This window comes from Echinicola pacifica DSM 19836, from assembly GCF_000373245.1.
Lineage (GTDB): Bacteria > Bacteroidota > Bacteroidia > Cytophagales > Cyclobacteriaceae > Echinicola > Echinicola pacifica.
This window is the reverse complement of record NZ_KB890754.1, coordinates 153,181-179,444: the sequence shown is the minus strand read 5'-3', so window position 1 is coordinate 179,444 and position 26,264 is coordinate 153,181. Positions and strand designations below refer to the sequence as shown.

Below are 26,264 nucleotides of genomic sequence, written 5' to 3'. Positions count from 1 at the left end.
AGGAGGGTTTATAATACTAAAATTGAACGGCTGTGCTGCACCGAAGGTATAGCACAGCTAAAAAAGTCATTTGCGTAACCCCTCCTACCTACGAACAGTTTATAAATGCCAATACTAAGAATTATTTTTAGGACTTGACTTATTTATGTAGAACAAATGAATTCACTTTTATCCCTATAATTCTTCACATTACTTCCGGTAAATCCCAATCAGAAAGAGGCATCAAAAAACCAATAAACCATGTTCTCTGAGGATCTCCCACACCTCAGACTCCACGAGTTCTTCAAAATCACCCATGCTCGCTTCGTATTCCTCCCATACAACCTGTAGTCTATTCAAAGGCTGGTCATAGGAAACGGTAGCCAATAATTCCGCCACCCATTCGGCAAATTCCATCGGCAATTCCAGTGCGAAATCCTCCTTTTTACCTGAAAAAACAAGCTCTACAAAGCCTTCTTCCTCGCCTTGCTGCATGGCGGGCTGCTCTCCGATCCAGATGATTCTATGGTGTTTTTTATAGACCAATGCCGGCTCCTCCGTTACCTGCCTGCGGATATAATTTTTAGGTATGCTAGTGACAGGAAGTTTAAAATCAAACCAATCTTTTAAAGGGATCTCAAAGCCTACACCATGCATATAATTGAAAAGCGACTTGCGCAAGCCTTCCGAAAAGCGGCCATGATCCACCCCTGTGGGATCATTATAGGGCACTTCATTATTAGCAAAAGGAGCTAAACTCTTATCTGTACGCTGCACACCAAAGGCCTTAGGGTCCAAGCCCACAGGGCTATGTGCCGTCATCGCAAACCTATGCCAAAACCCTGACTGTAATACACCCTCCTCAAAAAGCTGCCGAACCATCTCTAGCGAATCCACCGTCTCCTGGATAGTCTGGGTGGGATATCCGTACATCAGATAGGCATGTACCATTATTCCAGATTGGGTGAGGTGATTGGTCACCTGAGCCACTTGAGCCACCGTCACACCTTTTTTGATTAGGCCCAGAAGGCGGTCAGAGGCCACCTCCAGCCCACCCGAAATGGCTATGCATCCAGAGGCACGAAGTAAGCGACATAAGTCGGCTGTAAAATTACTTTCGAAACGGATATTCGTCCACCAAACCACCACCAATCTTCTTCTCAAAATCTCAATGGCCAAATCCCGCATCAATGCAGGGGGGGCAGCTTCATCGACAAAGTGAAAGCCATTGGTCCCGGTCTGCTCCATAATTTCTTCTATGCGGTCACATAAAATCCCTGCGGTGACAGGCTCATACCTTCCAATATAATCAAGTGAAATATCACAAAACGTACACTTCCCCCAATAACAGCCATGTGCGAGAGTTAACTTATTCCACCTCCCATCACTCCACAGCCTGTGCATAGGATTGGCTACTTCAATCACCGAAAGGTAATCGCCCAAAGGAAGGTCACTGTAATCCGGAGTACCAATCTCCCGCTGCGACACATCCTTCTCGGCGGAATGATTAATCATTTTCACTTCCCCATTCTCCCGCACAAAAGTCCTCTTGAGCTGCTCCTGAGGGATCTTCCCCATCAAATGCTCCAGTAGCAAGCGAACCGGCGCCTCACCATCATCCAAAGTGATATAATCCACATATTCAAATACTCTGGGCTCCTTCAGCGTGCGCAGCTCCGTATTTGGGTAGCCTCCTCCCATCCACACTTTGATCTCAGGGTGCTCTGCTTTGAGGTATTGGCCGCACTTCAGCGCCCCGTATAGATTACCTGGAAAAGGCACAGAAAAAGCCACCGACTCGGGCTGGAAAAGCTGAATCTTCTCCTCCAATAAGTCCCACAATAGGGTATCAATCAAGCTTAACTCCCCCTTAAGGGCCGCCTCCATCTCGTCAAAACTAGCTGCCGACATCCCCAAGCGCTCTGCATACCTGCTAAATCCAAAATGAGGATCCACCACCTCGGTGATCAGGTCACCCAGATCCTCCAAATATAATGTTGCAAAATAGCGAGCCTTGTCCCGCAAGCCCATGCTTCCAAAGGCCCATTCTACATCATCCAACTGCGCAAATCGCCCCGCCTGAGGAAGAAAATCGCCCTCAGAAATATGGTAAGCCAAGGTTGGGTTTTTGTCCTGCAGATAATCTATCACCGTATCGATGGTCTGTAAATACGCCGCCTTCATCCTCAGTATCCGATTGATATTATCAGAATATTCCCCCTCAGCCTCCTCAGCAATAGCAAAAACCTCCTCCAAACCCGCTTTTGAAAACAGGCTTAGAATAACCTCCAAGCCTAAATCAGCCTGTGCCGAGGGTATAGCCAAGGTATTGAGGTACCCCTTAAGATAGGCCGTCGCAGGGTAAGGCGTGTTTAATTGTGTAAATGGCGGGGTGATAAATAGGACTTTACAGCTCAAGGTGCTTGAATATTAAATGAAGCACAAAGTTATAAAGAATTACGGATTCCAATCCAGAGCTTAAGCAAGTATTAAATGATACTCGCTGACATCTATCAATAAAGGCTATTGATCCTTTATCTGAAGATCCTATCAGAAGCGCTATTCACCGGAAAAATGATTTAAAATAAATAGGATAGGAAAAGCCGTTAAAATCGACCAAATCTAGTAGGGGCTTAAAAATCAATAGTTCTTTCATTTTAGGACATAAAAAAAGTCCCACTTTAGGAAGTAGGACTTTTTTATAAGCTCTATGGGCATTAACAATTCCCATCCACATCGCAGGCGGCTCCATCGGCCCCCGTGATGGTCTGGATTCCAGGCTTAGACTTGCTAAACTCCTCCCAAGCTTGATTCAATGCCTGAGTAAAGGTCTCCCGAGGTTGAGCCCCAGAAATGCCTAATTTTTCATCCAATACGAAAAACGGAACGCCTCGCACTCCCAACTGCTGAGATTCATAGATATCCTGATTGACGCGGTTATCATAATCTTTGGAATCCAAGGAAGCGGTAGCAGCGGCTTCATCCAGGCCTACTTCCTTCGCCAGGCCTATCAGGGTTTCAGCATCTGCAATATTCGCCCCTTCGGTAAAATAGGCTTTGAATAGCCTTTCTTTCATCTCATCACCCTTGCCAGTAAACTTAGCATACTGAAGGAGACGGTGAGCGATGCGGCCATTTGCCACCACTACTTTATCAAAATCATATTCTAAGCCCTCGCTTCTCCCCATCTCTGCCATATGATCACCAGCTTCCTGAGCCTGCTCCAGCGTCCAACCCTTGGTATCTGCCAGATATTCGGCGATAGATTGGTTAGGATCTGTTTTCATTTCTGGATTTAGAAGGAAGCTCTTCCACTCCACATCCACGGCCTCCCTGTGCGGAAAATCCGCCAGCGCCGCTTCTAATCGTCTCTTACCTATATAACAAAACGGACACATGATATCCGACCATATCTCGATTTTCATCTTTTCCATATTTCAATCTTTTAATTATTTTCAATTTTAAAATCAACTTCCACAGCACCTATCCTTCATTCGTAAGGGTTATTTGCTTCTAGCATGGCTAATGCGTAAGTTTACTCTTACTCAAATTCACTTATCAATAAATCAAATTTTAATCCTAAGAGTTCAATTATACCGGATGAAAACAAAAGAATGTCCCTCCTGCGCGATGGAAGTAGATGCAAAAGCCAAAGTTTGCCCCATTTGTCAGTATGACTTTCCAAAACAAAGCCCCATTATTCAGTGGGTGGCCATATTGCTCATAATTGTATTTATTCTCATCTATATTCTTTGATGGTGAGTAAGAACATTCAAAACTATACATGTCTCTCTTCTCTATTTATCCTCTAAAAAAAAACCACAGACCAGTGCTTCCGAGCTGATCAGAAATGGAACTACTGTCCATGAAATTTTACTGACCACCTTCAGTACTTTTATCTGTGGTTATTATTGACCTGTCTTACTGACTCAGACCAGATCCAGATGTTGCTGCAATGAGTCCTTTACTGCATCGATGACTAATTCATAAAATGGAGCTGGATCGTTATTTACCTGCACTGATTCCAGGGCTTTATAGTAGGCCAGCCTTGAGGTATTATCTCCTTTTAAATTGGCTAAGGTAAAGCCATGAGAAACCAGGATCAAATTCATCACCAGGCGACTGGTACGGCCATTTCCATCCACAAAGGGATGAACACTCACTAGCCTTTCGTGCATCTCCGCCGCCAAGATTACCGGATGAAGACTGGTCTTATGGCTATTATAATGAATAAAATAGTCTTCCATCATCTTGCCAAGGAGATAAGGCTGCGGTGGCATATGCTCACTTCCACTGATCCGCACAGGTACAGACCTGAACTTCCCTGCATTCTCACGATCTATTCCTTTCAGCACCAGATAATGTAATTCCATCAGCGTCCTTGCATTAAAATCCACTCCTCCTTTTACCAGCTCTTCTACAAAATCCACCGCCTCAGCATGGTTTATTGCTTCCAAATGCTCCTTCATGGACTTCCCTCCTATAGTAATCCCCTCATTGATGACCAAATGGGTTTCCTGTAGGCTAAGGGTATTTCCTTCTATCCTATTACTTTCATAGGTATAGGCCACATGGAAGTATTCTTGCATCTTCTGAAGCTGGGTACCAATCAAAGGCCTTTTTTGCTGCCATTGGACCTGAAGCTGATCCACTTCCTTGAGTTTGGCAAGTACAGAAGCTGATAGTTTACTAAACTCCAATGCCTTTGCTCCAGCGAGATATTCCACCCTACTTTCCGCAAGGGCTAAAATCTCGGAGGCTTGCTCCTCGTATTGAACCAAATTGAAAACTTTCTCCACCAGCCATTGCTTCTTCAAGGCATCCAGTCTCAGCTCATAGGCCTCAGAAAAAGCCTTAAGATTTCCCTCCGAAGGGAATCTTTTCCCTCTTTCGATTTTGCTGATCAATCCCGCATCCACTCCTGTCCGCATTACGGCTTCTTTTAGTGTGAGGGATTTTTGCTCGCGGGCATCCTGTAGAATTTGAGCTAAGGTTTTCATTTTGACAAAATTAATATTGACAAAAATAGTCAATTTTAGTTAGTTTTACAATTTTCCCTTCTCATTTCATCCTTTACCTGCCCCAGGTACTTATTTCGACTTTTGGGGTATAAATAGAACAGTGTGGGTAAAAACTTCATGTTTGGGCGAGAAGGATAATAATGCAATAATAGTCCACAGGTTGTATTTTAAACGAGAACATTTTCCAAGAAAATCAAGGCTATAAAAGGTATATCCCTAAAAAACGAAAGGATAATCTGTAAAATTAAATTTAACACAGAACCATATTTGCCAAAACCTGTGGAATTAGGGCTCAAATGATAAGTGGAAGCATGTTTTCATGAAATTTCTAAAAAAAAGTTTTGTATATTTAATTATTAATTTGAACATTTGTACCGCAATAGAGCAATGAGCAACTTAATTAACATAGCGAGCGATAACAATAAAATGGACATTTTATCCATTAACAGTATTGCTATGCCTATTTTTTCTATCAGGAAAGACTTTAGGAGTCTTTTTAGGGCATAGTCCCTTCTATATTCTTTGACGTCCTATGTGGATGTTATCCTCTGCACCAATTCATATATTTATATCATTGAACCTTAAGGAGCTTATCTTTGGCAGCAAAGTTGGGAATCATTTGTCAAACCATGGCTTCTTCGATAAATTTATAGCATGACAAAAAGTCAATTTATCATACAGCCTGCTGGAGAGCAGCACTGTAAATACGCTCAAACCATTGTGGACGAGATGGCCTTGTCCGCACAGGCGCGTGGAACTGGCATTGCCAAGCGTTCCCCTGAATATATCGTTCAGAAAATGCGGGAAGGCAAAGCAGTAATCGCCCTATCCAAAGATGGAGAATGGGCCGGTTTCTGCTATATCGAGGCCTGGAGTCACGGCAAATTTGTAGCAAACTCAGGCCTTATCGTTTCTCCAAACTTCCGAAAATCGGGCTTAGCCAGAGAGATCAAGCGTGCCGTTTTCAAACTCAGCCGCACCAAATATCCTGATGCTAAAATCTTTGGGCTTACCACTGGAGCGGCGGTAATGAAAATCAACTCTGAACTGGGCTATATTCCGGTAAGCTACTCTGACCTATCTGATGATGAGGAATTCTGGAAGGGCTGTCAAAGCTGTGTAAACTATGAAATCCTCAAAAGCAAAAACCGTCAGAACTGTCTGTGTACGGCTATGCTTTATGTGCCTAAGGATCAAAAGAAAAAAGATATCGCACTCAAGAAGGATTTTGGTGAAAACCTCAATCTCTTCGAAAGACTCGTGCGCATGAAGCGTGCGGTATTTACGGGTATAAAAAAAAAGACAATTAAAACATTAGAATTAATTTAGCAATAGAAGCTCAGCTTCAGCGGTAGCCAAGGCTATTTCGTTAGTTGATTTCTATTTGATCTTAAAATCAATATTATAAACACATGAAAAAAGTTGTTTTAGCATATAGCGGTGGTCTGGATACCACTTTTTGTGCCATTCACCTGTCCAAAGAGAAAGGTTATGAAGTCCATGCAGTATTAGTAAATACTGGAGGATTCAGCAGTGAAGAGCTTAAATCCACTGAAGAAAGGGCTGAAAAGCTAGGCATCGCTTCCTTTGAAGTGCTAGACGTCACTCAGACCTATTACCAAGAAGTCATCAAGTACTTGGTATTCGGAAATGTGCTAAAAAACCAAACTTATCCCCTTTCGGTAAGCGCCGAAAGGATCTTACAAGCCAAAGCGCTGGCGGAATATGCAAAGAAAATAGGTGCTAAATGCGTTGCCCACGGAAGTACTGGAGCAGGAAATGATCAGGTACGATTTGACATGATCTTCCAAACCATTCTTCCAGAGGTAGAAATCATCACGCCAATCCGTGACTTGAAGTTGAGCCGAGAAGCCGAAATCGAATACCTTAAAAAACATGGGGTAGAAATGAATTTCGAAAAGGCAGCTTATTCTATTAATAAAGGGATCTGGGGTACCTCCGTTGGAGGAAAAGAAACGCTGACTTCCGGGGACACGCTCCCTGAATCTGCTTATCCTACTCAGCTGACCAAACATGAGCCAGAAACTATTTCCCTGACCTTCGAAGCGGGTGAAATTAAAGGCGTAAATGGCCAGACTTTTGACAATCCGGTAGAAGCCATCCTAAAAGTACAGGAGCTAGCAGATCCATATGCAATCGGAAGAGATATCCATGTGGGGGACACCATTATCGGCATCAAAGGTCGTGTTGGATTTGAGGCGGCAGCCGCCCTGATCATCATCAAGGCGCACCAGCTGTTGGAGAAGCACACGCTCACCAAATGGCAAACTTTCTGGAAAAACCAGTTGTCTGAATTCTATGGTAACCACCTGCATGAGGGCCATTACCTGGATCCAGTGATGAGAAACCTTGAATCATTCCTTCAGGACACTCAAACTTACGTGTCTGGAGAGGTAAAAGTGGCCTTGAAGCCCTACCAGTTCCAGCTTATCGGAATTGACTCTCCACATGACTTGATGTCAGCGAAATTTGGCTCTTATGGAGAAATGAACAAGGGATATACTGCTGAGGACGTAAAAGGCTTCACCAAGATCCTTGGAAACCAAACCGCTATATTTCATAAAGTGAATCAAACCTTAGAAAATGACTAAGATCAAAACTGCCGTAATAGGCGCAGCTGGCTATACAGGGGGAGAATTGCTCCGTATATTGGTGCATCACCCTTCCTGTGAGCTGGTATATATACATAGTAACAGCCAAAAAGGCAAAAAAATCGACGAAGTACATGCTGACCTTATAGGAGATTCCGATCTGGTCTTTACCGATGAGGTAAGCACTGAGGGCTTAGATGCGGTATTTCTAGGGCTGCCCCACGGGCAAGCTAAAAGCTTCCTGGAAGAGCATAAATTCAATAAAGACACTGTCATCATTGACCTGAGTACCGACTTTCGGGACGAGTCAAACGGTTTTCTTTACGGTCTTCCTGAAATCAATGCGGCTAAAACCAAAGGGGCCAAGCGCATCGCTAATCCCGGATGCTTTGCCACGGCTATCCAGCTGGGCCTAGTTCCCGCGGTAGCTGCGGGCTTAGCCAAAGACACTATTCATATCACCGGACTAACCGGTAGCACTGGCGCAGGCAAAAAACTTAGTGAAACCACTCATTTTAGTGAAAGAAACCAAAATGTATCGGTCTATAAGTTATTTACACACCAGCACCTGAAAGAAATAGGACAAACCTTCGGTCAATTGCAGGAAGGTTTCGATCAAAACCTCATGTTTGTGCCCTATCGTGGCAACTTCTCCAGGGGAATATGGATCACCTCTTATTTCCCATATGAAGGGAGCTTAGAGGCGGCCTATAAGATCTATCATGATTTCTATGCCGATGCACCTTTCACCCATGTATCCGAAAGAGATATAGACCTGAAACAGGTGGTCAGCACCAATAAATGCATCGTCCACCTCAAAAAAGAAGGGGGACAGCTGGTCGTCTATTCTGCTATAGACAACCTACTCAAAGGTGCTTCAGGACAAGCAGTACAAAACTATAACCTGGCCTTTGGATTGGACCAAAAAGAAGGATTAAAACTTAAAAGCCTAGCTTTTTAACAGCAAAAAACCATGAAACCATTTGACGTATATCCCCTGATCGATGTAACTCCTTTCAAAGCTGCCGGAAGTAAAATTTGGGATGAGCAAGGCATCGAATACCTGGACCTCTACGGAGGTCATGCGGTGATTAGTATTGGCCATAGCCACCCGCACTTTACCAATAGAATCAAAAATCAGTTGGATCATATCGCTTTTTATTCAAATTCGGTTCAGATTCCTATTCAATCCGAACTTGCCAGCAAGCTTGGGGAGGTCTCTGGCTATTCTGAATATGATCTTTTCCTATGCAATTCAGGGGCGGAAGCCAATGAAAACGCGCTTAAACTAGCAAGTTTCGATACAGGAAAGAAGGGCTTCATAAGTTTTACCAAAGGCTTTCATGGTCGTACTGCAGGAGCAGTTGCGCTGACGGACAATCCCAAGATCATTGCTCCTTTCAATGAGCATGATCATGTATATATTTTACCTTTCAATGATCTGGAGGCAGTAGAAAAGCAACTGTCTCAAGGGAATATAGCGGGGGTCATCGTAGAAGGCATCCAGGGCGTAGGTGGTATTCAGGTGCCAGATGCGGCTTTCCTTTCTGGCCTCGCAAAGCTCACAAAGCAGTATAATGCTAAATTAATCCTGGACGAGGTGCAGTCAGGCTATGCCCGTACAGGCAAATTCTTCGCTCACCAGTGGGTCGAAAACTTAAAGCCTGACCTTATCACCATCGCTAAGGGCATGGGAAATGGATACCCAATAGGAGGAGTTTTGATAAGTCCGGATTTTACAGCCTCCCATGGACTATTGGGAACCACTTTCGGTGGAAATCACCTTGCCTGCGCTGCTGCCCTGGCAGTATTGGAGGTAATAGAGTCAGAGCAGCTGGAGCAAAAAGCCCTAGAAAATGGTGAATGGATCATGAAAGAACTATCCACAATCGAAGGGGTAACCGCTGTTCGTGGAAAGGGTCTGATGATAGGCTTTGATATGGATGTCCCTGCGGCGCCAGTTCGCTCCGCCCTGATTCATGAGCATAAAATATTCACAGGAAGCTCCGCTGGCAAAAACACCATTCGTCTGCTCCCTCCCCTGAATATCGAAACCAGTGATTTAACCTTATTCCTGGAAAAACTTAAGGAAGTGCTAAAGTTACAGAAGTCAACTGCATAATAATTCTTAAGAGTAAAAACCAAAATCCTTGTGTCTTTATTGCCTCCTGGCATATCAAAACCATTTATAAACAATGAAATATTACACCCAATTTGAAAATAAACAACTGGCCGACACCTTAATTCAGAAGGCATTAGAATACAAAGAAAATCCCTTATTGGACAAGACCCTTGGCCAGGGAAAACGAATTGGATTGCTATTTCTAAATCCAAGTTTAAGAACGCGGATCAGTACCCAAATCGCCGCTTCCAACCTAGGGATGGAAGCGATCGTCCTCAATATGGACAAGGAAAGCTGGGCGCTGGAGATGGAAGATGGGGCAATTATGAATCAAGGTAAGGTCGAGCATATCAAGGACGCAGCGGGTGTACTTGGAAGTTATTTTGATATTCTCGCTCTGCGAGCCTTCCCTTCCCTGACCAATAAATCTGAAGATAGTGAGGATTTTATCCTACATCAATTTATAAAACACAGCGGCCTGCCGCTAATCAGTCTGGAAAGTGCCATCCGGCATCCACTGCAGAGTTTGGCTGATATGGTGACGATAGAAGAGCTAAAATCCAAGCCTAAGCCAAAAGTGGTGCTCACCTGGGCGCCTCATATCAAAGCTATCCCCCATGCGGTGGCCAATTCCTTCTCCGAATGGGCGATAGGATGTGGACATGAAGTCACCATCACTCACCCTGAAGGCTATGAGCTGGATGAGCGATTTACTAAAGGGGCGACCATAGAATATGATCAGGAAAAAGCCCTGGCAGATGCGGATTTTGTCTATGTTAAAAACTGGTCTGCTTTCAATGAATATGGTAAAATCCTTCGCACTGATGAATCATGGATGCTTACAGAGCAGAAGCTCCTAAAAGCCCCCAATGCGAAGGTGATGCATTGCCTGCCAGTACGAAGAAATGTCGAGCTCTCCGATGAGATCCTTGACAGCCCCCGAAGTCTGGTACAGCATCAGGCAAACAACCGAATCTACGCTGCCCAAGCTGCTATCAGTGAAATACTGAGATAAATAACCAAGTGCTTTTGACCCTAACCCATCAACCCATATGAATATCAGCATTGTAAAAATAGGAGGAAATGTCATCGACAATCCTGAGAAATTGGAGGACTTTCTTTTGCTATTTGCCCGTCTGGAAGGTAAAAAAATCCTAGTCCATGGCGGTGGCGTAATGGCATCAAAAATAGGTGAATCCATGGGCATTCAAGCCAATATGGTGGACGGCCGCAGGATCACCGACGAGCCAACACTCGACATTGTCACCATGGTCTATGCAGGCCTTATCAATAAAAAAATCGTCGCTAAACTCCAGCGCTTAGAGCAAAATGCGATGGGTTTCACCGGCGCAGATGGAAATCTCATACGCTCCGCCAAAAGACCGGTGGCAAAGATAGACTATGGATTTGTCGGAGATGTGAAAGAAATCGACACTGAATTATTGGAGGGAATAATTAGTCAAGGCATCATTCCTGTATTTTCTCCTATCACTCATGATCGAAAAGGCAACCTTCTGAATACTAATGCAGATACCATCGCCTCTGAACTGGCTACTTCCCTGGCGCATAAGCATACGGTGAAACTATATTTCTGCTTCAATAAAGCAGGCGTTCTCATTGATGAAAACAATGAAGACTCGCTGGTCCCAAAGATCAATGAGGACATCTATGATGAGCTAAAAAGAGATAATGTAATTCATTCGGGGATGATACCAAAGTTAGATAATGCCTTCAGTGCACTCCAGAGAGGGGTGAGCAATGTCTGGATAGGCAAAGCTGAAAACCTGATTTTGGCCTCCAAGGGCATGAAGTCAGGTACCAATATCGAGAGGCATCGCTACGATCTATATTGATCCTCCCATTTATTTCATTATAAACCTATTGAAGTCCTGCCTGCAGCCCTATTTCAGACAGGACTTTTTTTAAATAATCCTGGATATTCGATGAACAAGCTAAAAGAAGAAGCTTTAGACCTTCTCAAGCAGTTAATAGAAACCCCATCCCTCAGTCGCGAGGAAGCGGCCACCGCGCAGCTAATAGAGGATTACCTCCGCCAAAAAGGGATTTCGGTAAATAGGCATCAGAATAATATATGGGCAAAGAACAAGCATTTTGACCCTTCGCTACCCAGCCTATTGCTAAACTCCCACCATGATACAGTAAAGCCAAACAACGGATATACCAAGGATCCATTTCAGGCTATCGTGGAAGAGGGCAAGCTTTATGGACTTGGCAGCAATGACGCAGGCGGCTGCCTGGTAAGTCTCATTGCCAGCTTCATCCACTTCTACGATAAACCATTACCTTTCAATCTAATATTGGCGGCGACCGCTGAGGAAGAAATAAGCGGAAAGAATGGCATAGCGAGCCTTCTTCCTGAGCTGCCAGACCTAATGCTGGCCATCGTGGGTGAGCCCACTTTGCTGGACGTGGCAGTTGCAGAAAAAGGCCTGATGGTAATCGATGCCACCGTAAAAGGCAAAGCAGGCCATGCCGCCAGAGAAGAAGGCATCAACGCCTTATATCAAGCCTTGCCTGACTTAAATAAAATAAAGGAGTACCAATTCAAACGGGTATCAGAATACCTTGGCAAGTCAAAAGTCTCAGCCACCATCATCCAGGCGGGGTCTCAGCACAATGTCGTTCCAGACACCTGTACTTATACCTTGGATGTAAGGGTCACGGATAGCTATACGCTCCAGGAAGCATTGGCTGAGTTGGAGACTTTATTGGACGCCACTCTGCAGCCACGATCCATGAGGCTGAATTCTTCTGCTTTGCCCCAAGATCATACCTTTTGGTCCACGATAGAGGCGCTGAAACTATCCTGCTATGGCAGCCCCACACTATCTGACCAAGCTCTGATTCCCTTCCCTTCCGTCAAAATTGGACCTGGGGACTCCGCCCGATCTCATACTCCAGATGAGTTCATTTATGTGGAAGAAATCAATCAAGGAATCGAAAAGTACGTAGAGATCCTTGAAGCTTATAGCTCAAAATTTAATCCGTAATCATTTGATTATTAGATCGCTATCTCAATGGTACCTATAGAAAAATCATGATTGAAGTACTATAAAAAATTAATTACGTAAATTCATCCGCCTATACCAGGACTATAAAAGGCTACTATTTGACGGAAATAGCGCTTGGGGACTGGCAGCTGACTGCTGGATAAACCAGCAGAATAAAATTAATTCGATTCTAAAAACTCAGGCCTATTTATCGATATCTATAAATAGGAATACAAGACGATTACCATGAAACTTTGGCAAAAAAACACCACGAATACTAAAGAAGTAGAGCAATTTACCATCGGTAGAGACCCCGAGTTTGATATAGTCCTAGCGCCTTTTGACGTGCTGGGATCCTTGGCTCATGCCACCATGCTAGAAAGTATTGGCCTGCTGACTCGGGAGGAACTCCAGACCTTAAAAGCAGGCCTAAAGGAAATCTATCAAGAAATCCTCGAGGGGAAATTCAGTATTGACCCCGGAGTGGAAGATGTCCATTCTCAGGTGGAATTCTTACTCACCGAGCGCTACGGTGACGTGGGCAAAAAGCTTCATAGTGGAAGATCCAGAAATGATCAGGTGGCAGTTGATTTGAAACTGTATTATCGATCAGAGATTCGGGAGGTACTGGATGCGGCTAAAGGGCTTTTTGATCTGTTGATCAGTTTAGCAGAGAAGCATAAGGGCGACCTCATGCCAGGATATACCCATACTCAGCTGGCCATGCCTTCTTCTTTTGGTCTTTGGTTTGGCGCCTTAGCTGAGTCTATCGCTGAAGATATGGAGCTGTGGCTTGCCGCTTATCATCTTGCGGACCGCAATCCCCTCGGATCGGCCGCGGGATTTGGCTCCTCCTTTCCGCTAAACCGCAGTATGACCACCAAGCTCCTGGGTTTCAAGGAAATGCACTATAATGTAATCAACGCTCAAAATGGTCGTGGAAAGACCGAGAAAGTGATCGCCTTCGCCATGGCGGGCCTTGCAGGAACCCTCAACAGGCTGTCGGATGATATTATCATCTTCATGAACCAGCATTTTGGATTCGTGAAGTTCCCTGATAACCTCACCACTGGCTCTAGCATCATGCCTCATAAGAAAAACCCGGATGTGTTTGAGCTGATCCGTGCCAAAGCTAATCAGATCCAAAGTGGCCCGCAAAATCTCATGATGCAGATGACCAATACCAGCACAGGGTATCACCGTGACCTGCAACTATTAAAAGAAACCACCTTTCCCGATTTTGAGAAACTTAAGGATTGTCTGAATATCACCAAGTTTATGCTGGAGCATATCGAGGTGAAATCCGGCATTTTGCAAGAGAAATTTTATAAGCACCTCTTCAGCGTAGAAGTAGTCAATGAGCTTGTCCTTCAAGGAATGCCGTTCCGCGATGCCTATAAAAAGGTAGGCTTGGATATCGAAAAAGATGACTTCTCGCCAGAGCAAACCGTAAACCATAGCCATGAAGGAAGTATTGGCCAATTATGTCTGCCGGAAATTCAAGCTAAGATGGACCAGGCTTTGGCCAAATTTGACTTTAGCGCTATCGATAGCAGCTATGAAAAATTGCTAAACAATTAATAAAACAACTTATACTTTGGCTTCTCTGCCACAGAGGAGCTAAGAAGAATAGGAATGTGCTGGGGAATACCTCAGCACATTTTTTTTAGCAATACTTTTTATACTTGGCTGTAGCTTAGGAGATCCATTTCATCCTCAAAATTCATCCTTAATCCCATAAGTTCTTGCCACTTATTGGGAGAAAGTACCTAATGAAGATAATCTGACACTAAATACCATTTTTACATTGTCATCTTAGTTCAAAATTCGTTATTTTGAATTTAAATTTTCAAGCTGTGCCGTATAAAGAAAGAGAAATCGAGAAAAAGTATTTTTCCATTGGAGAAGTAGCCGAGATGTTTGGGGTAGCCACCTCACTAATTCGGTATTGGGAGGGGGAATTTGAAATCATCAAGCCCAAAAAGGATAAAAAAGGCAATAGACGTTTCACCAAAGAGGACATCGAAAAAATCGGTTTGATATTTCACTTGGTGAAGGAAAAAGGGTACACCTTACAGGGAGCACAGGATATTATCCAAAAGGATCAATACGAAGTATCTGATAAAGCGGGGATGGTAAATAGATTGAAGGAAATCAGGACTTTTTTGGTAGAAATCCGGGACAATATTCATGCAAAAGAACAATGATCAATTTTTACTTTACAGCTTAGCCCTAAGTCTGATTCCTCAATTGGGCTCCCAAGGAATAAAAAACATCATTAGCTACTGCGGAGGCCCCGGGGAATTCTTCCGTATGCCTGCCGGAAAAGCCGCCAAGATTCCTGGCATCGGCCCCAAGCTACTCGCAGAGCGCAAACATGAGGAAAAGCTGGTCCAGAAGGCCAGCCTAATCCTGGAGGAATGCAGAAAGCATGCTATTCGCCTCCACTCCTACCTTGATGCGGACTATCCTGAACGGCTAAAGTCATTTGCCGATTCACCAATTATATTTTACAGCAAAGGCAATATAGACCTAAACTCTTCCAGAACCGTGGGGATCGTGGGGACTCGGAATGCCTCCGAATACGGCAAAACCATCACCCGAAAAATTGTCGAAGAATTAAGCCCTTATGGCCCCACTATTATCAGTGGACTGGCCTATGGCGTGGATATAGCTGCCCACCGGGCAGCCCTGGAGTACGAGCTTCCCACCATCGCGGTATTGGGCAATAGCCTGGAAGGAATCTACCCCGCAGCACATAAGGTCACCGCCATGAGCCTCTGCGAACAGGGAGGACTGATCTCTGAATACCCCATAGGAACGGTGATGAATCCCAATAATTTCCCTGCAAGAAACCGAATTATCGCCGCTCTATCCGATGCTTTGATCGTGGTGGAAGCAGCCAAAAAAGGAGGTGCCTTGATCACCGCCGAAATTGCGTATAGCTATAATCGGGAGGTATTTGCCGTTCCTGGCAACTTACAAAACATCTATAGTGAGGGCTGCAATAACCTAATTCGCGGGATGAAAGCAGCCATCTATACCGGAAGTAGAGACATCAAAGAGGCCCTATCATGGACCGAAGCAAACGAGGAACCTATAAAACAAAGCTTAGATCTCAGTCAATTTTCCGAACCAGAACAGCAGCTATTGACCCTTATAAAAGAAAATACCACCATTCAAATCGATCAATTAGGCTGGCAAAGTCAACTTCCTGTTTCTGAATTAGCTTCACTCCTGCTCAACCTGGAATTTCAAGGAGTGATAAAAGCCCTACCGGGTAAAAAATATAGCCTAGCCTGAACTATTGGAATACAAACTGAGCAAGCTTCTCCGCCTCATGAAACTCCTCCATATTTAGCCCTAAGGTAAAGCCCTGGGATTCGATAATCTCAATCACCTTCTCCGTAGCCACATTTCCTACTAGCTCATCGGTAGCAAATGGACATCCACCATGGCCTTGAATAGCCCCATCAAATCGCCTACAGCCACCTTGTATTCCCGCCAGGATCTTTTCTTCCACCTTGTCTGGCCGGCTATGAAAATGAGCGCCAAATTCAATTTGCGGATAAGTTTCCACATTGAGCTGAAACACACTACTGATCAAGGCCGGACTCGCAGCACCGATCGTATCAGATAATGCAATCGTCCTAATTCCAATTGCATTCAATTTATTAACAAATTCGGCCACCAACTCTCCATTATATGCCTCACCGTAGGGATTTCCGAAGCCCATGCTTAAATAAATCACCAGCTCCTTCCCTTTGGTTTCACATAGATTTTGGATATCCTCCACTGTTTCCAGGGCCTCAGCGATACTTTTATTGGTATTCTTCTGTTGAAAAGTCTCCGAAAGTGACAGAGGAAAACCTAAATAGTCAATCTCCTCAAAATGCAAAGCATCGCTAGCTCCTCTGGTATTGGCGATGATGGCTAGCAGCTTCGACCTGGAGCGAAATAAATCCAATAAATCTAATAGCTCTGCCGTGTCGCGCATCTGAGGGATGGCCTTGGGACTTACAAAACTCCCAAAATCTACCGTATCAAAACCAATATTCAAAAGTTGGTTGATATAAGCAGCTTTGATCGCAGTATCTATAAATTCATCCTTCCCCTGCATCGCATCTCGCGGACATTCTATGATTTTCATCGCAATAAATGTTAAGTATATAAATGGTATTCGAAGGTAAAAAATTTTATCGGACTTTACTGAGATTAGTCCTCCCAACCTGCCATCGAAACTTCGCCTTCAACCTATTTACCTTTTTTGGCTTCAAAAATATTTCTTTTTTACAAAAGGCTGATGGCCTGTTTTTATTCAATAAATACCATAAAAAAAGCCATGAAACATCGTCTCATAGCCTTAGTCAATTAACATAAACCCAATTAGTAAGCGTCAGTCTAAAGACACCTGTCTGGACCTATAAAGGAAACTTCAACTACTAAGCTCAACCTTTTGCATGATCCACACTGAAACGCCAATCCCAATGTCTCATTCAATACACTTACTGATGTAAATATATAATTTTTTTAAACAACTCATTTATCATACCATATTTTTTTATATAAGAATATCTTTAACTTATATGGATGGTAAAAAAACAGAAGCCAAAGAAAGGGAGCACATGATCATGGGTAAATACCGATTGTCAAATATTACCAGAGTTAACTATACTAAGGGGGATATGCCCTTTAAAATGTTATAATAAATGCATATAAATACTTAATTTGCACCCTACTTTAGATAAGCAAAAACTAAGCGGACAGCATGCAAATCAAACTTAATAAGCAGGTTTTACCTCACCTTTTAGGCATCCTCTCTTTTTACCTATTAGTGGTCCTTTACTTTTCTCCATTGGTATTTGATGGAAAGATGATCTTCCAAAACGATATTCTTCAATGGGAAGGCTCTGCAAAAGAGTTGATCGACTTTAGAGAGGAAACTGGCGAGGAGGGACTCTGGACCAATAGTATGTTCGGGGGAATGCCCGGTCACCTGGTTAATATGGAATATCCTGGAGATATATCCAAGGCCATCATTGCGGTATTGACCTTGGGCCTGCCCCACCCTATAAGTGGCTTATTTATGGGCATGGTGGCGATGTATCTCTTACTATTGAGTTTTCGGGTAAGGCCAGAAATCTCCATTATGGGGTCCTGGGCATTTGCCTTCAATACATTCCATATGTTGAGCTTAGAGGCCGGACATAATGCCAAAATCTGGGCAATTTGCCTTATCCCTTTACTCCTGGCAGGAATTAACCTGGCTTTCAATGGCCGCAAAATCTGGGGCTTTACACTCACGGCCTTAGCCCTAATGCTGCAAATCCGGTATAACCACCTTCAGATTACCTATTATACCCTTATTATTGTCCTCGTTTACGCTATCGGTCAATTCATTTATTATAAAAACAATCATGAATTAAAGTCATTTGCCAAAATCGCAGCCCTTCTTATCGTCGCTGGAATCCTAGCCGTCGGAGCAAATACCAGCAGGCTTATAGGCACCGTCAATTATGGAAAATATTCCATTCGTGGCGAAAAAACTCTCAGCACAAGCGAGAATAATGATTCCGGATTAAGTAAAGACTATGCCTTCAGCTGGTCGCAAGGAAAACTAGAATCCCTTACCCTGTTGGTGCCCAACTTTTCTGGAGGCGCGAGTCAGGAGGCATTGGACACAGACTCCCATACTGCCAAAGCCCTTCAGAAGAATGGCTACTCTGGGGCGGAATTGAATAATTTCCTTCAACGAATCCCCACCTATTGGGGAGATCAGCCCTTCACTGGAGGGCCAATCTATGGCAGTGCGATCATGATATTCTTGTTTGTCATCGGAATTTTATATGCGCCGGCTCGCTTTAGGAATATATTTATTATCATCACCCTGCTCTCCTTAATGCTCGCTTGGGGCAAGAATTTAGCGTGGTTCAACTATACACTTTTCGATTACCTTCCTGGATATAATAAATTCCGAGCCGTATCCATGGCCTTGGGTGTTACTTTATTTTCTATTCCTGTCCTAGGCTGTATTGGATTGGAATATTTATTACGTGAAAAATCTACTCAGCAGCAGACTAAATCATTGCTGATCTCCCTCGGCATAGTGGGTGGGTTCACACTATTGCTAATTATCTTAGCTGGGGCCTTTGGGCTCAAGGGTGCCGTGGACGCCAATCTTCCCCCATGGATGGCCGATGCATTACGTGCAGATCGAAAAAGCCTCCTACAAAAAGACGCCTTGAGAAGCCTGGGTTTTATTATTGCCTCTGGCGCAATGATCTTTCTCATCATAAAAAACCAGCTTAAATCCCAATATGCAATTCTAGGAATAGCCATATTGGTGCTGGTGGACGTATGGACGGTCAACAAGCGCTACCTCAATGAGGAGTCATTCCGTAAAAGCCCATCAGAGAGCTATTTTGCAGCGACCGCTGCAGACCAAAAAATCATGCAAGACCAAGCGTATTTCAGAGTGCTGAACTTGCAAAATACCTTTCAGGAAGCCCGAACAAGCTATAGGTTTCATAGCATAGGTGGCTATCACGGAGCAAAAATGAGAAGGTATCAGGACCTAATTGAAAATATACTTCAGCCAGAGATAGGTGCTTTTGTGGAAGCTGCACAAGCCGGAGACTTTAATTATAATAATCTTCAGGTAATCAATATGCTTAATACAAAATACATCATGGCTGGAACCACGGCGAATGCTGTATTTGAAAACCCGCAGGCCAATGGTCCCGCCTGGATGGCCGAGCAGATCGTAGCGGTCTCCTCCAACGATGAGGAAATCCAGAAACTTACGACTATAAATACCCAAAAGGAAGCCACGGTAAACACCTCCGAATTTGACGCTAAGGAAGGTAGTGGAAAAATAAAATTGACGAGCTATAAGCCGAATCAGCTGGTCTATCAAGCCCAGATCACTAAAGCAGGACTAGGGGTGTTCTCGGAAGTATATTACCCTAATGGCTGGACAGCCACCATAAACGGAGTGGAAGCTGATATCCTCCGTGTCAATTATTTACTGAGAGGCTTGATGCTGCCCGAGGGAAATGCAGAAATTATCTTTTCTTTCGAACCAGATGGCTATAAAGGGAGTTCTATAATTGCAGCAAGCTGCCAATATTTTATTATATTACTACTCGTTGGCAGCCTGCTGCTACCCTTTACCAAATTTGCTCATTATGGAAGAAAATGATAAATACATCAGCTATTATGATCAATTTTCCACCGATCCTAAAAAGAAAGAGATCAGCACTTTGCATTCGCATGTGCTTGATAAGCTGGTGGCAGAAGGACTAAAGTCAAACCATAAGGTATTAGAAGGTGGAAGTGGCCTTGGGGAGCTCAGTAATTTGATCGCTCAGAAGGTGAAAAATGGTCTGACCTTAGGGGTAGATATTAATGAAAATAATGTCTCAAAAGCCACCAAGCTCTGGGAAAAGCAAAAAAACCTCCACTTCGTTAAGGCTGAATTAAAGGCCTTTGAAAGCCAAGGTGAAACTTACGATTACTTTGTCTTATCAGAAATCATCCAGCAGGTCACCACAGATAAGCATCTTGCTCTATTCGAGGCAGTAAGGCGACATTCTCATGAGGATACGGTGATCTTTATCAACCTCCCTACCCCGCCATTTGCGGAATGGAAGGCCGAAAACGACCCTGAGAGCCTGCAGTTCGTCGAGTCAACGATCAACCTGAGTGGCCTGATTGAAAGCCTCGCCGCTAATGATTTCTACCTTCAGAAGGTCGTTCCTTATAGTGTTTTTTATGAGGAAGCAGATTATCAGTATTTTATATTTAAACCAATCAAAAGGCTTGAATCTCCTGCATTAAAGAGGAAATGGGCGCTTAGTAAGGATAAAATCTCCATTAATCCCTTAAACTTACTTTAGACGAATTTGTAGTTTATGTTGACCTATTGTGTTGTTGTGCCTGCTCATAATGAGGAGGCGTTCCTGTCGGGAATGCTCGATTCTCTGCTCCACCAGACCCATCTACCTACTCAAATCGTCATAGTTAATGATAACTCCACCGACACTACCGAGGAGCTTATCGATTGGTATTGTTCCAACCACCCGATTATCCGCAAGTTAAATCGTGTGGCAGAAAGCACTCGCCTTCCAGGCAGCAAGGTTGTGGCCGCATTCCATGCCGGCGTGGACCATATTACTGAGTCCTGGGATTTTTTGGTAAAATTAGATGCTGATCTTATACTACCTGAGCATTATTTCCAAAGTATTTCCGAAGCGTTCGAGTCGAACCCTAAGCTGGGCATTGCTGGAGGCTTCGCTTATGAGGAGCAAAATGGCGTCTGGGCACTAAATCATACTATGAACAAGGACCATGTCCGAGGCGCATTTAAGTCCTATACGCGGGAATGCTTCACCACCATGGGAGGCTTAAGGAGCAGCATGGGCTGGGATACCATCGATGAATTATTAGCAAGGTATTATGGATTTGAAGTGCTGACCCTAGAAAGTCTTCATATAAAACACCTGCGCCCCACCGCAAGTTCTTACTCCAAAAAAGCAAAATATATGCAAGGGGAAGCCATGTATAAGATGCGATATGATCCAGGGATAGCCTTTTTGACAATGGCGAAAGCCAGCTGGAAACAGAAAAAAGCCAGTTATTTTGTAGATAGCATTATTGGATATGCCAAAGCCCACTTTGATGGAACTCGCGCTGCGGTAAGCCCAGAAGAAGGTAAATTCATCCGAAAGTACCGTTGGCAGAATATCCTCGCCAAAATCACTGGTAAATAAGGCTAATTTCCTTAAGTTTGAATTTTGTTTCGGTTTATTGCCATTTCTTTCCACTATGACTCATCCCATCATCAATCAGCTCCATTCTGCTCAGCAGCAAAGCATATTGCCCAATACCAACTGGTATCGTCCAAAATCGCTTTCGATGGGATATATTCGATATAGAATCGCTCGACCTATTATCAAGTCTATATTTTATATTTATAGGAAAAAAAACGATCCTTGCCCTTGGTTTGCGCCTTCAGCAGTAGAATTTTTTAAGAATTGGCTGAGCAAAGACATGAAAGGTCTAGAATTTGGCAGCGGCGCTAGCTCTAAGTTTTTTGCTCAGCGCATCCATACTTTGGTAAGCGTGGAGCATCATGAAGGTTGGTATCAGCATGTTCAAAACTGGTTTAAAGATAATAACCTCAGCAATATTGACTACCGATTTATAGGTGAGCAGCCGGGATATACGCCCTTAGGTCTACCTGATTTCTATTCCCGCCTTCAGCTAACAGCCGCAGATTACTCCTTCAAAAATCAGTTTTGGGATTATTTTCATATGGCTGATGAGTTCGAAGATGCCTATTTTGATTTTATACTAGTGGACGGAAGGGCTCGGGTAGCCTGCTTACTAAATAGCATAGATAAGTTGAAATCTGGTGGCATCATGATATTGGATAATTCCGACCGGCCAAGCTACCAGCTGGCGTTTAAGGTTCTCGCCCAATGGGAGTATTATACCTGCACCACAGGTCTATCAGATACCACCTTCTGGGTAAAACCATAAGCGAATGGGCTTAATAAAAAAGCAATCCTCCCAAACCACCCTCATCGCCTATGCTGGAATCATCATAGGATTTGTAGGTTCTGCTTTGATACGCCCAAAATTCCTCGATGAGAGCGAAATTGGCTTATTGCAACTGGTGCTAAATACCACAGCCTTATTTTCTTCGATCTTCACTTTAGGGACCAACCTCACCACCTTAAAAATGGTGCCGGCCTTCGTCAACCAACCTTCCAAGAAAAAGTCCTTTATCAGCTTTTCTGTAATTTTGGGAATCATCGGGCTGATTGTATCTATCCCTATCTTCTTTGGTTTAAAACAATTTATCTTCAAACCTGAGGATGGAGGGCTTCCGAACTTTGACTATTCCACTCATTTTTTTTGGGCCATACTGCTCGTCATCGGTTTTAGGATATTCCAAAATATCCTGGATGCCTACCTGAGGACCATCCATCAGCCTCTTCCGGGCGTATTTGCTGAATCCATTATTCAGAAGTTCTTCCCTATCATTGGGCTGCTATTATATTACTATGAGTATATCAATTTTCAAGAATTAATTTATTTCAACTTATTCATCTTTGGGATCCCGATCCTAGTTTCTGCCTATAAACTCTATCAGTCAAAGGCATTTGAATTAAGAAAACCAGGTCCTTTTACATCAGAAGAAAAGAAGACTATTGCTGGGATCAGCATGTCTGGAGTATTAGAAATTTTGAGCGGCGGCTTGATATTATATATTGATTCATATATGATTCAATGGTTGCTTGGCGAGGCTTCCGTAGGGATTTACACCACTTTATTCTTCTTTGGTTTGGTGATCAGTGTCCCTGCAAAATCGGTACGCAGGATATCGATCATCACCTTAAGCGAAGCCATCTCAAAGGGCGATTTCAGCACTATCAACACTATATATAAGAAAAGCAGTCAGACATTACTGGTAATTGGAGGGCTACTATTTTTGGGGATTTGGTGCAATAGATACAGCGTAGAGGCCTACTTGGGAGACAGCTATGCTCAGGAAATCAGCATTATTTTATTTATAGGCCTTGCCCAGTTGGTGGATTGCATTACCTCTGTCAACTACCAGATAATCGCAGTCTCCAAACATTATTATTATAACCTCTTCATAGGCTTCATGACCTTGGCCTTATTAGTACTGAGTAATTATATCCTCATCCCCATCATGGGCGTCACTGGAGCCGCATTGGCCTCGCTGATCAGCATGAGCCTAATCAATGTGCTTCGTTTTTGGTTTCTAAAATCCAAGTACCAATTGAGTCCTTTCTCCTCAAGCAGTTTAAAAACCCTGGCGATTATTTTTGGCGTTCTGGCAGTGGTGGACTTTATTCCAAACCTCAATAACTTATACCTAAACCTTTTATTTAAGGGGCTTTTGGTGCTAATAATCTATCTTCCAGCCATCTACTTTACCAAATGCTCTCCAGACGTAAATCAAATCATCCAAAAGAACCTGAATCGTCTTCGCTAAGCGCCGTGTTTCCTTCAAGGAAAACTAATCTTGATCCCAGTATTGCTGAGAAATAAGATCTAATCTCTCACATTTGCGGAGCGATTTTTAAAAAATTCAGCGATTTTCATACTAATAAATTGTACTTCCTGCTCCGAAAGATAAGGATGTAAGGGTAAAGACAAAATTGTTTTGCAAAGGAGCTCAGCGTTTTTCCTTAAAGGCCCAAAAGCACCATATGGAGGGATTTCCGGCAGAGAAAGAGGGTAATGTATGGCCGTGCCAATGTCATTAAGCTCCAAGAAGAGCTTCAATTCATCCCGAAAATTCGTACGAATAACAAAAAGATGCGCATTATGATGGGTGCCAAGGATATGATTAGGAACAAGCAATCCGTCTATATGCTGAAGGTGAAGCAAATAGGTTTTTGCCAGCTCCTTCCTTTTCGCTTGCCAGGCAGGGAAATAGTCCAGCTTCACATTAAGAAATCCTGCTTGAAGGCTGTCCATTCTACTATTGCGACCTACCGAAACATGCTCATCCTTATTTCTTTGACCATGATTAATAATCTGCCCTATCTCCTCAGCAAGCTCAGGATTATTAGTGGCAAGCATACCCGCCTCTCCCAAGGCGCCTAAGTTTTTGGTAGGATAAAAACTATAGCAACCTATATCTCCAATGCTCCCTGCTGCCTTTCCTTGGAAAACACTACCAAAGGACTGAGCAGCATCCTCCACCACCCATAACTGCCGGGAGGCTGCGATCTCCATAAGTCTATCCATGTCCACCATCATCCCATACAGATGGACGGGCATGATCACCTTGGTCTCAGGGCTGATTAGGGAAGGGAGGACTGTCAAATCCATCAAGCCATGCTCATCGCAATCGCAAAAAACCGGCTTGGCTCCCACTAAGCACACCGCCTCAGCGGATGCTACACAGGTAATAGCGGGAACAATGACCTCATCTCCTGGCCCTATTTTCAAAGCGCGAAGGGCAATTTCCAAGGCATCTGATCCATTGGCACAAGGCATACAATAAGCCAAACCCAGGTATGCTTGCATATTTGCCTGCAAAAGATCATGCTCCTTCCCACCGGAAAAAACCCCCTGCTGCAAAATTGTTTTAAACTTTGCCTGCAGGTCATCAGCCAAATCAAAATGCATGGCCTGAAGGTTAAGAAAGGGAATGGACTTGTTCATCTAATATATCTGCTAATTTTCCGGTAAGGTACTCTCTACTATATTGCGCAATCTCTATATTTTCATTTGGCCGGGCTTCCCCGGAGAAGCCTGCTCTCAAATAATTACGCAGGCCCACTTCATCTTCCGGAGAAAATACTAGCCCCGTCTGACTTTGACAAATCAAAGCTGAGGCATCACCCTGTGGATTTCCCAGCCCTATAATTTGCTTGCCTGTGGACATATATTCAAAAATCTTCCCCGGGATATTTCCCGCAGAATGCTTGCCCTCAGGCAGGATCAATGCCAGCATCGAGGCTTGACGATAATAGGAAAACACTTCTTCATGAGAAACATATCCTGTCACTTTTACATGCTCTTGAAGCCAAGTATCTCCAGCAATATATTCCTCTACCGTCTCGGTGACCGTACCCACAAAAATAAAGCGGACTGGATCCCGATAGGCATAAAACTCCTTCTTAAACGCCTGAATCAACGGGATAGGGTTTTGAAAAACATTAATTATCCCGGTATGGACCAGGTCGAAACCAGGGGTTTGAGAGCTAATTCTGCTTTTATCATGAGCAAAATCATCCTTATCAAATCCATTGGTAATTAAATTGACTTCCCTCCCACCATTTTTGGTAAACTCCCTTACAAATGATGGCGTAACCGAAATCACTGCACTGGCTTCCTGCAACACCGATTTTTCCAACTTTTGGTGTTGGCGCTTTACCTTCTTGCTCATGGGTAAAGAATCATAAAAACCCCAGCCCGACCAAGGATCTCTAAAATCAGCTATCCAGGGAATGCCTGTCTTTCTTTTCAGCTCTCTGCCAATAAGGTGAAGGCTATGCGGTGGGGAGGTGGTTATAATTGCCTGAATAGAATGCTCTTTGATGTATTCTTCTAGAAACTTCACTGAGGGTTTCACCCAAAACACCCTAGGATCTGGAATAAATAAATTGGCTCTTAGCCAGATGCTTAAGCGATCAAACCAGGATTTATGCGATTTCTCGACCACCGAGAAAGGATTCACTTTTTGGCCTTTAGGTTTTGATTTTATAAAGCGAAACAAATTATAAGGCTCCCAAATGGGATATCTGATCACCTCTGTGCTAGCTGCAATGTCCTTCAGAAGACTTTCATCCGTAAAATTAAAATCGGGGTTTTCTGGGGTAAAAATCGTCGGTTCCCAACCAAATTTAGGAAGGAATTTGGTAAACTTCAGCCAGCGTTGAACCCCTGAGCCTGCACTTGGAGGCCAGTAATAGGTAATGATCAATACTTTCTTGGGTGAATCCATAAACCAAATATATAACTTTCAACC

Annotated in this window: 21 protein-coding genes; 15 read left to right on the top strand and 6 right to left on the bottom strand. The window is 43.6% G+C overall.

The features are described from left to right. Window positions 1-222: 222 nt before the first annotated feature. From B050_RS0114635 to B050_RS0114620, 3 genes are all read right to left on the bottom strand, one after another. Window positions 223-2,397, bottom strand: coding sequence for a B12-binding domain-containing radical SAM protein (locus B050_RS0114635; RefSeq protein ID WP_018474687.1), 2,175 nt, complete (start codon window positions 2,395-2,397; stop codon window positions 223-225). 299 nt (window positions 2,398-2,696) lie between these two features. After that, the gene (locus B050_RS0114630) at window positions 2,697-3,413 is read right to left on the bottom strand and encodes a DsbA family oxidoreductase (protein ID WP_018474686.1); all 717 of its coding nucleotides are present in this window, start codon (window positions 3,411-3,413) and stop codon (window positions 2,697-2,699) included. Between the two features lie 495 nt (window positions 3,414-3,908). Then, window positions 3,909-4,979: a Fic family protein gene (locus B050_RS0114620; RefSeq protein WP_018474684.1), complete on the bottom strand. Its 1,071-nt coding sequence runs from the start codon at window positions 4,977-4,979 to the stop codon at window positions 3,909-3,911. Between the two features lie 675 nt (window positions 4,980-5,654). On the opposite strand from B050_RS0114620, the gene B050_RS0114615 reads away from it, so the two are divergent. From B050_RS0114615 to dprA, 10 genes are all read left to right on the top strand, one after another. Next, window positions 5,655-6,329 (top strand): GNAT family N-acetyltransferase, encoded by a 675-nt coding sequence (locus B050_RS0114615; protein WP_018474683.1) that lies wholly within the window; start codon window positions 5,655-5,657, stop codon window positions 6,327-6,329. A gap of 83 nt (window positions 6,330-6,412) precedes the next feature. Then, window positions 6,413-7,612 (top strand): argininosuccinate synthase, encoded by a 1,200-nt coding sequence (gene argG, locus B050_RS0114610; RefSeq protein ID WP_018474682.1) that lies wholly within the window; start codon window positions 6,413-6,415, stop codon window positions 7,610-7,612. Continuing rightward, window positions 7,605-8,573 carry an N-acetyl-gamma-glutamyl-phosphate reductase gene (gene argC, locus B050_RS0114605; protein ID WP_018474681.1) on the top strand — a complete coding sequence of 323 codons (969 nt, stop codon included), beginning with the start codon at window positions 7,605-7,607 and terminating at the stop codon, window positions 8,571-8,573. Before argG ends, argC begins: the two co-directional genes overlap by 8 nt. Window positions 8,574-8,585: 12 nt before the next feature. After that, a complete protein-coding gene (locus B050_RS0114600) occupies window positions 8,586-9,734 on the top strand; it encodes an aspartate aminotransferase family protein (RefSeq protein WP_018474680.1) in 1,149 nt (382 codons plus the stop codon). 73 nt (window positions 9,735-9,807) lie between these two features. Further along, window positions 9,808-10,749 (top strand): N-acetylornithine carbamoyltransferase, encoded by a 942-nt coding sequence (locus B050_RS0114595; protein ID WP_018474679.1) that lies wholly within the window; start codon window positions 9,808-9,810, stop codon window positions 10,747-10,749. 37 nt (window positions 10,750-10,786) lie between these two features. Further along, window positions 10,787-11,587, top strand: coding sequence for an acetylglutamate kinase (argB, locus tag B050_RS0114590; protein ID WP_018474678.1), 801 nt, complete (start codon window positions 10,787-10,789; stop codon window positions 11,585-11,587). A 90-nt stretch (window positions 11,588-11,677) separates the two neighbouring features. Then, complete coding sequence (locus B050_RS0114585; protein ID WP_018474677.1) at window positions 11,678-12,745, top strand: M20 family metallo-hydrolase; 1,068 nt, start codon at window positions 11,678-11,680, stop codon at window positions 12,743-12,745. Window positions 12,746-12,991: 246 nt separating this feature from the next. Next, on the top strand, window positions 12,992-14,326 hold the full coding sequence (gene argH, locus B050_RS0114580; RefSeq protein WP_018474676.1) for an argininosuccinate lyase: 1,335 nt from the start codon (window positions 12,992-12,994) through the stop codon (window positions 14,324-14,326). 275 nt (window positions 14,327-14,601) lie between these two features. Then, window positions 14,602-14,952, top strand: coding sequence for a MerR family transcriptional regulator (locus B050_RS0114575; protein ID WP_026235916.1), 351 nt, complete (start codon window positions 14,602-14,604; stop codon window positions 14,950-14,952). Next, entirely contained in the window at window positions 14,936-16,048 is a 1,113-nt protein-coding gene (dprA, locus tag B050_RS0114570; RefSeq protein WP_018474674.1) for a DNA-processing protein DprA, read from the top strand. The genes B050_RS0114575 and dprA overlap by 17 nt, the downstream gene beginning before the upstream one ends. 1 nt (window position 16,049) lies before the next feature. Here the strand turns inward: dprA and B050_RS0114565 are convergent, their stop codons facing one another. After that, on the bottom strand, window positions 16,050-16,895 hold the full coding sequence (locus B050_RS0114565) for a beta/alpha barrel domain-containing protein (protein ID WP_018474673.1): 846 nt from the start codon (window positions 16,893-16,895) through the stop codon (window positions 16,050-16,052). A 618-nt stretch (window positions 16,896-17,513) separates the two neighbouring features. On the opposite strand from B050_RS0114565, the gene B050_RS0114555 reads away from it, so the two are divergent. From B050_RS0114555 to B050_RS0114535, 5 genes are read left to right on the top strand one after another with little or no spacing between them, the layout of a single operon-like run. Next, window positions 17,514-19,946 (top strand): YfhO family protein, encoded by a 2,433-nt coding sequence (locus tag B050_RS0114555; protein WP_018474671.1) that lies wholly within the window; start codon window positions 17,514-17,516, stop codon window positions 19,944-19,946. Then, on the top strand, window positions 19,933-20,643 hold the full coding sequence (locus tag B050_RS0114550; protein ID WP_018474670.1) for an SAM-dependent methyltransferase: 711 nt from the start codon (window positions 19,933-19,935) through the stop codon (window positions 20,641-20,643). The genes B050_RS0114555 and B050_RS0114550 overlap by 14 nt, the downstream gene beginning before the upstream one ends. Before the next feature lie 15 nt (window positions 20,644-20,658). Further along, on the top strand, window positions 20,659-21,516 hold the full coding sequence (locus B050_RS0114545; RefSeq protein ID WP_018474669.1) for a glycosyltransferase family 2 protein: 858 nt from the start codon (window positions 20,659-20,661) through the stop codon (window positions 21,514-21,516). A gap of 55 nt (window positions 21,517-21,571) precedes the next feature. Further along, window positions 21,572-22,288, top strand: coding sequence for a class I SAM-dependent methyltransferase (locus B050_RS0114540; protein WP_018474668.1), 717 nt, complete (start codon window positions 21,572-21,574; stop codon window positions 22,286-22,288). A 4-nt stretch (window positions 22,289-22,292) separates the two neighbouring features. Next, the gene (locus B050_RS0114535; protein WP_018474667.1) at window positions 22,293-23,774 is read left to right on the top strand and encodes a lipopolysaccharide biosynthesis protein; all 1,482 of its coding nucleotides are present in this window, start codon (window positions 22,293-22,295) and stop codon (window positions 23,772-23,774) included. Window positions 23,775-23,833: 59 nt separating this feature from the next. On the opposite strand, the gene B050_RS0114530 is transcribed toward B050_RS0114535, so the two are convergent. Beyond that, window positions 23,834-24,955 carry a DegT/DnrJ/EryC1/StrS family aminotransferase gene (locus B050_RS0114530; RefSeq protein WP_018474666.1) on the bottom strand — a complete coding sequence of 374 codons (1,122 nt, stop codon included), beginning with the start codon at window positions 24,953-24,955 and terminating at the stop codon, window positions 23,834-23,836. Beyond that, window positions 24,930-26,240, bottom strand: coding sequence for a glycosyltransferase family 4 protein (locus tag B050_RS0114525; RefSeq protein WP_018474665.1), 1,311 nt, complete (start codon window positions 26,238-26,240; stop codon window positions 24,930-24,932). The genes B050_RS0114530 and B050_RS0114525 overlap by 26 nt, the downstream gene beginning before the upstream one ends. Window positions 26,241-26,264: the final 24 nt, after the last annotated feature.

What these genes read in the sequence shown, in the direction of transcription:
- B050_RS0114535 (WP_018474667.1), top strand. Translation starts at nt 22,293, where the DNA reads ATGGGCTTAATAAAAAAGCAATCCTCCCAAACCACCCTCATCGCCTAT.
- B050_RS0114555 (WP_018474671.1), top strand. Translation starts at nt 17,514, where the DNA reads ATGCAAATCAAACTTAATAAGCAGGTTTTACCTCACCTTTTAGGCATC.
- argC (WP_018474681.1), top strand. Translation starts at nt 7,605, where the DNA reads ATGACTAAGATCAAAACTGCCGTAATAGGCGCAGCTGGCTATACAGGG.
- B050_RS0114630 (WP_018474686.1), bottom strand. Translation starts at nt 3,413, where the DNA reads ATGGAAAAGATGAAAATCGAGATATGGTCGGATATCATGTGTCCGTTT.
- B050_RS0114585 (WP_018474677.1), top strand. Translation starts at nt 11,678, where the DNA reads ATGAACAAGCTAAAAGAAGAAGCTTTAGACCTTCTCAAGCAGTTAATA.
- argB (WP_018474678.1), top strand. Translation starts at nt 10,787, where the DNA reads ATGAATATCAGCATTGTAAAAATAGGAGGAAATGTCATCGACAATCCT.
- argH (WP_018474676.1), top strand. Translation starts at nt 12,992, where the DNA reads ATGAAACTTTGGCAAAAAAACACCACGAATACTAAAGAAGTAGAGCAA.
- B050_RS0114595 (WP_018474679.1), top strand. Translation starts at nt 9,808, where the DNA reads ATGAAATATTACACCCAATTTGAAAATAAACAACTGGCCGACACCTTA.
- B050_RS0114615 (WP_018474683.1), top strand. Translation starts at nt 5,655, where the DNA reads ATGACAAAAAGTCAATTTATCATACAGCCTGCTGGAGAGCAGCACTGT.
- B050_RS0114550 (WP_018474670.1), top strand. Translation starts at nt 19,933, where the DNA reads ATGGAAGAAAATGATAAATACATCAGCTATTATGATCAATTTTCCACC.
- B050_RS0114600 (WP_018474680.1), top strand. Translation starts at nt 8,586, where the DNA reads ATGAAACCATTTGACGTATATCCCCTGATCGATGTAACTCCTTTCAAA.
- argG (WP_018474682.1), top strand. Translation starts at nt 6,413, where the DNA reads ATGAAAAAAGTTGTTTTAGCATATAGCGGTGGTCTGGATACCACTTTT.
- B050_RS0114565 (WP_018474673.1), bottom strand. Translation starts at nt 16,895, where the DNA reads ATGAAAATCATAGAATGTCCGCGAGATGCGATGCAGGGGAAGGATGAA.
- dprA (WP_018474674.1), top strand. Translation starts at nt 14,936, where the DNA reads ATGCAAAAGAACAATGATCAATTTTTACTTTACAGCTTAGCCCTAAGT.
- B050_RS0114530 (WP_018474666.1), bottom strand. Translation starts at nt 24,955, where the DNA reads ATGAACAAGTCCATTCCCTTTCTTAACCTTCAGGCCATGCATTTTGAT.
- B050_RS0114540 (WP_018474668.1), top strand. Translation starts at nt 21,572, where the DNA reads ATGACTCATCCCATCATCAATCAGCTCCATTCTGCTCAGCAGCAAAGC.
- B050_RS0114545 (WP_018474669.1), top strand. Translation starts at nt 20,659, where the DNA reads ATGTTGACCTATTGTGTTGTTGTGCCTGCTCATAATGAGGAGGCGTTC.
- B050_RS0114620 (WP_018474684.1), bottom strand. Translation starts at nt 4,979, where the DNA reads ATGAAAACCTTAGCTCAAATTCTACAGGATGCCCGCGAGCAAAAATCC.
- B050_RS0114525 (WP_018474665.1), bottom strand. Translation starts at nt 26,240, where the DNA reads ATGGATTCACCCAAGAAAGTATTGATCATTACCTATTACTGGCCTCCA.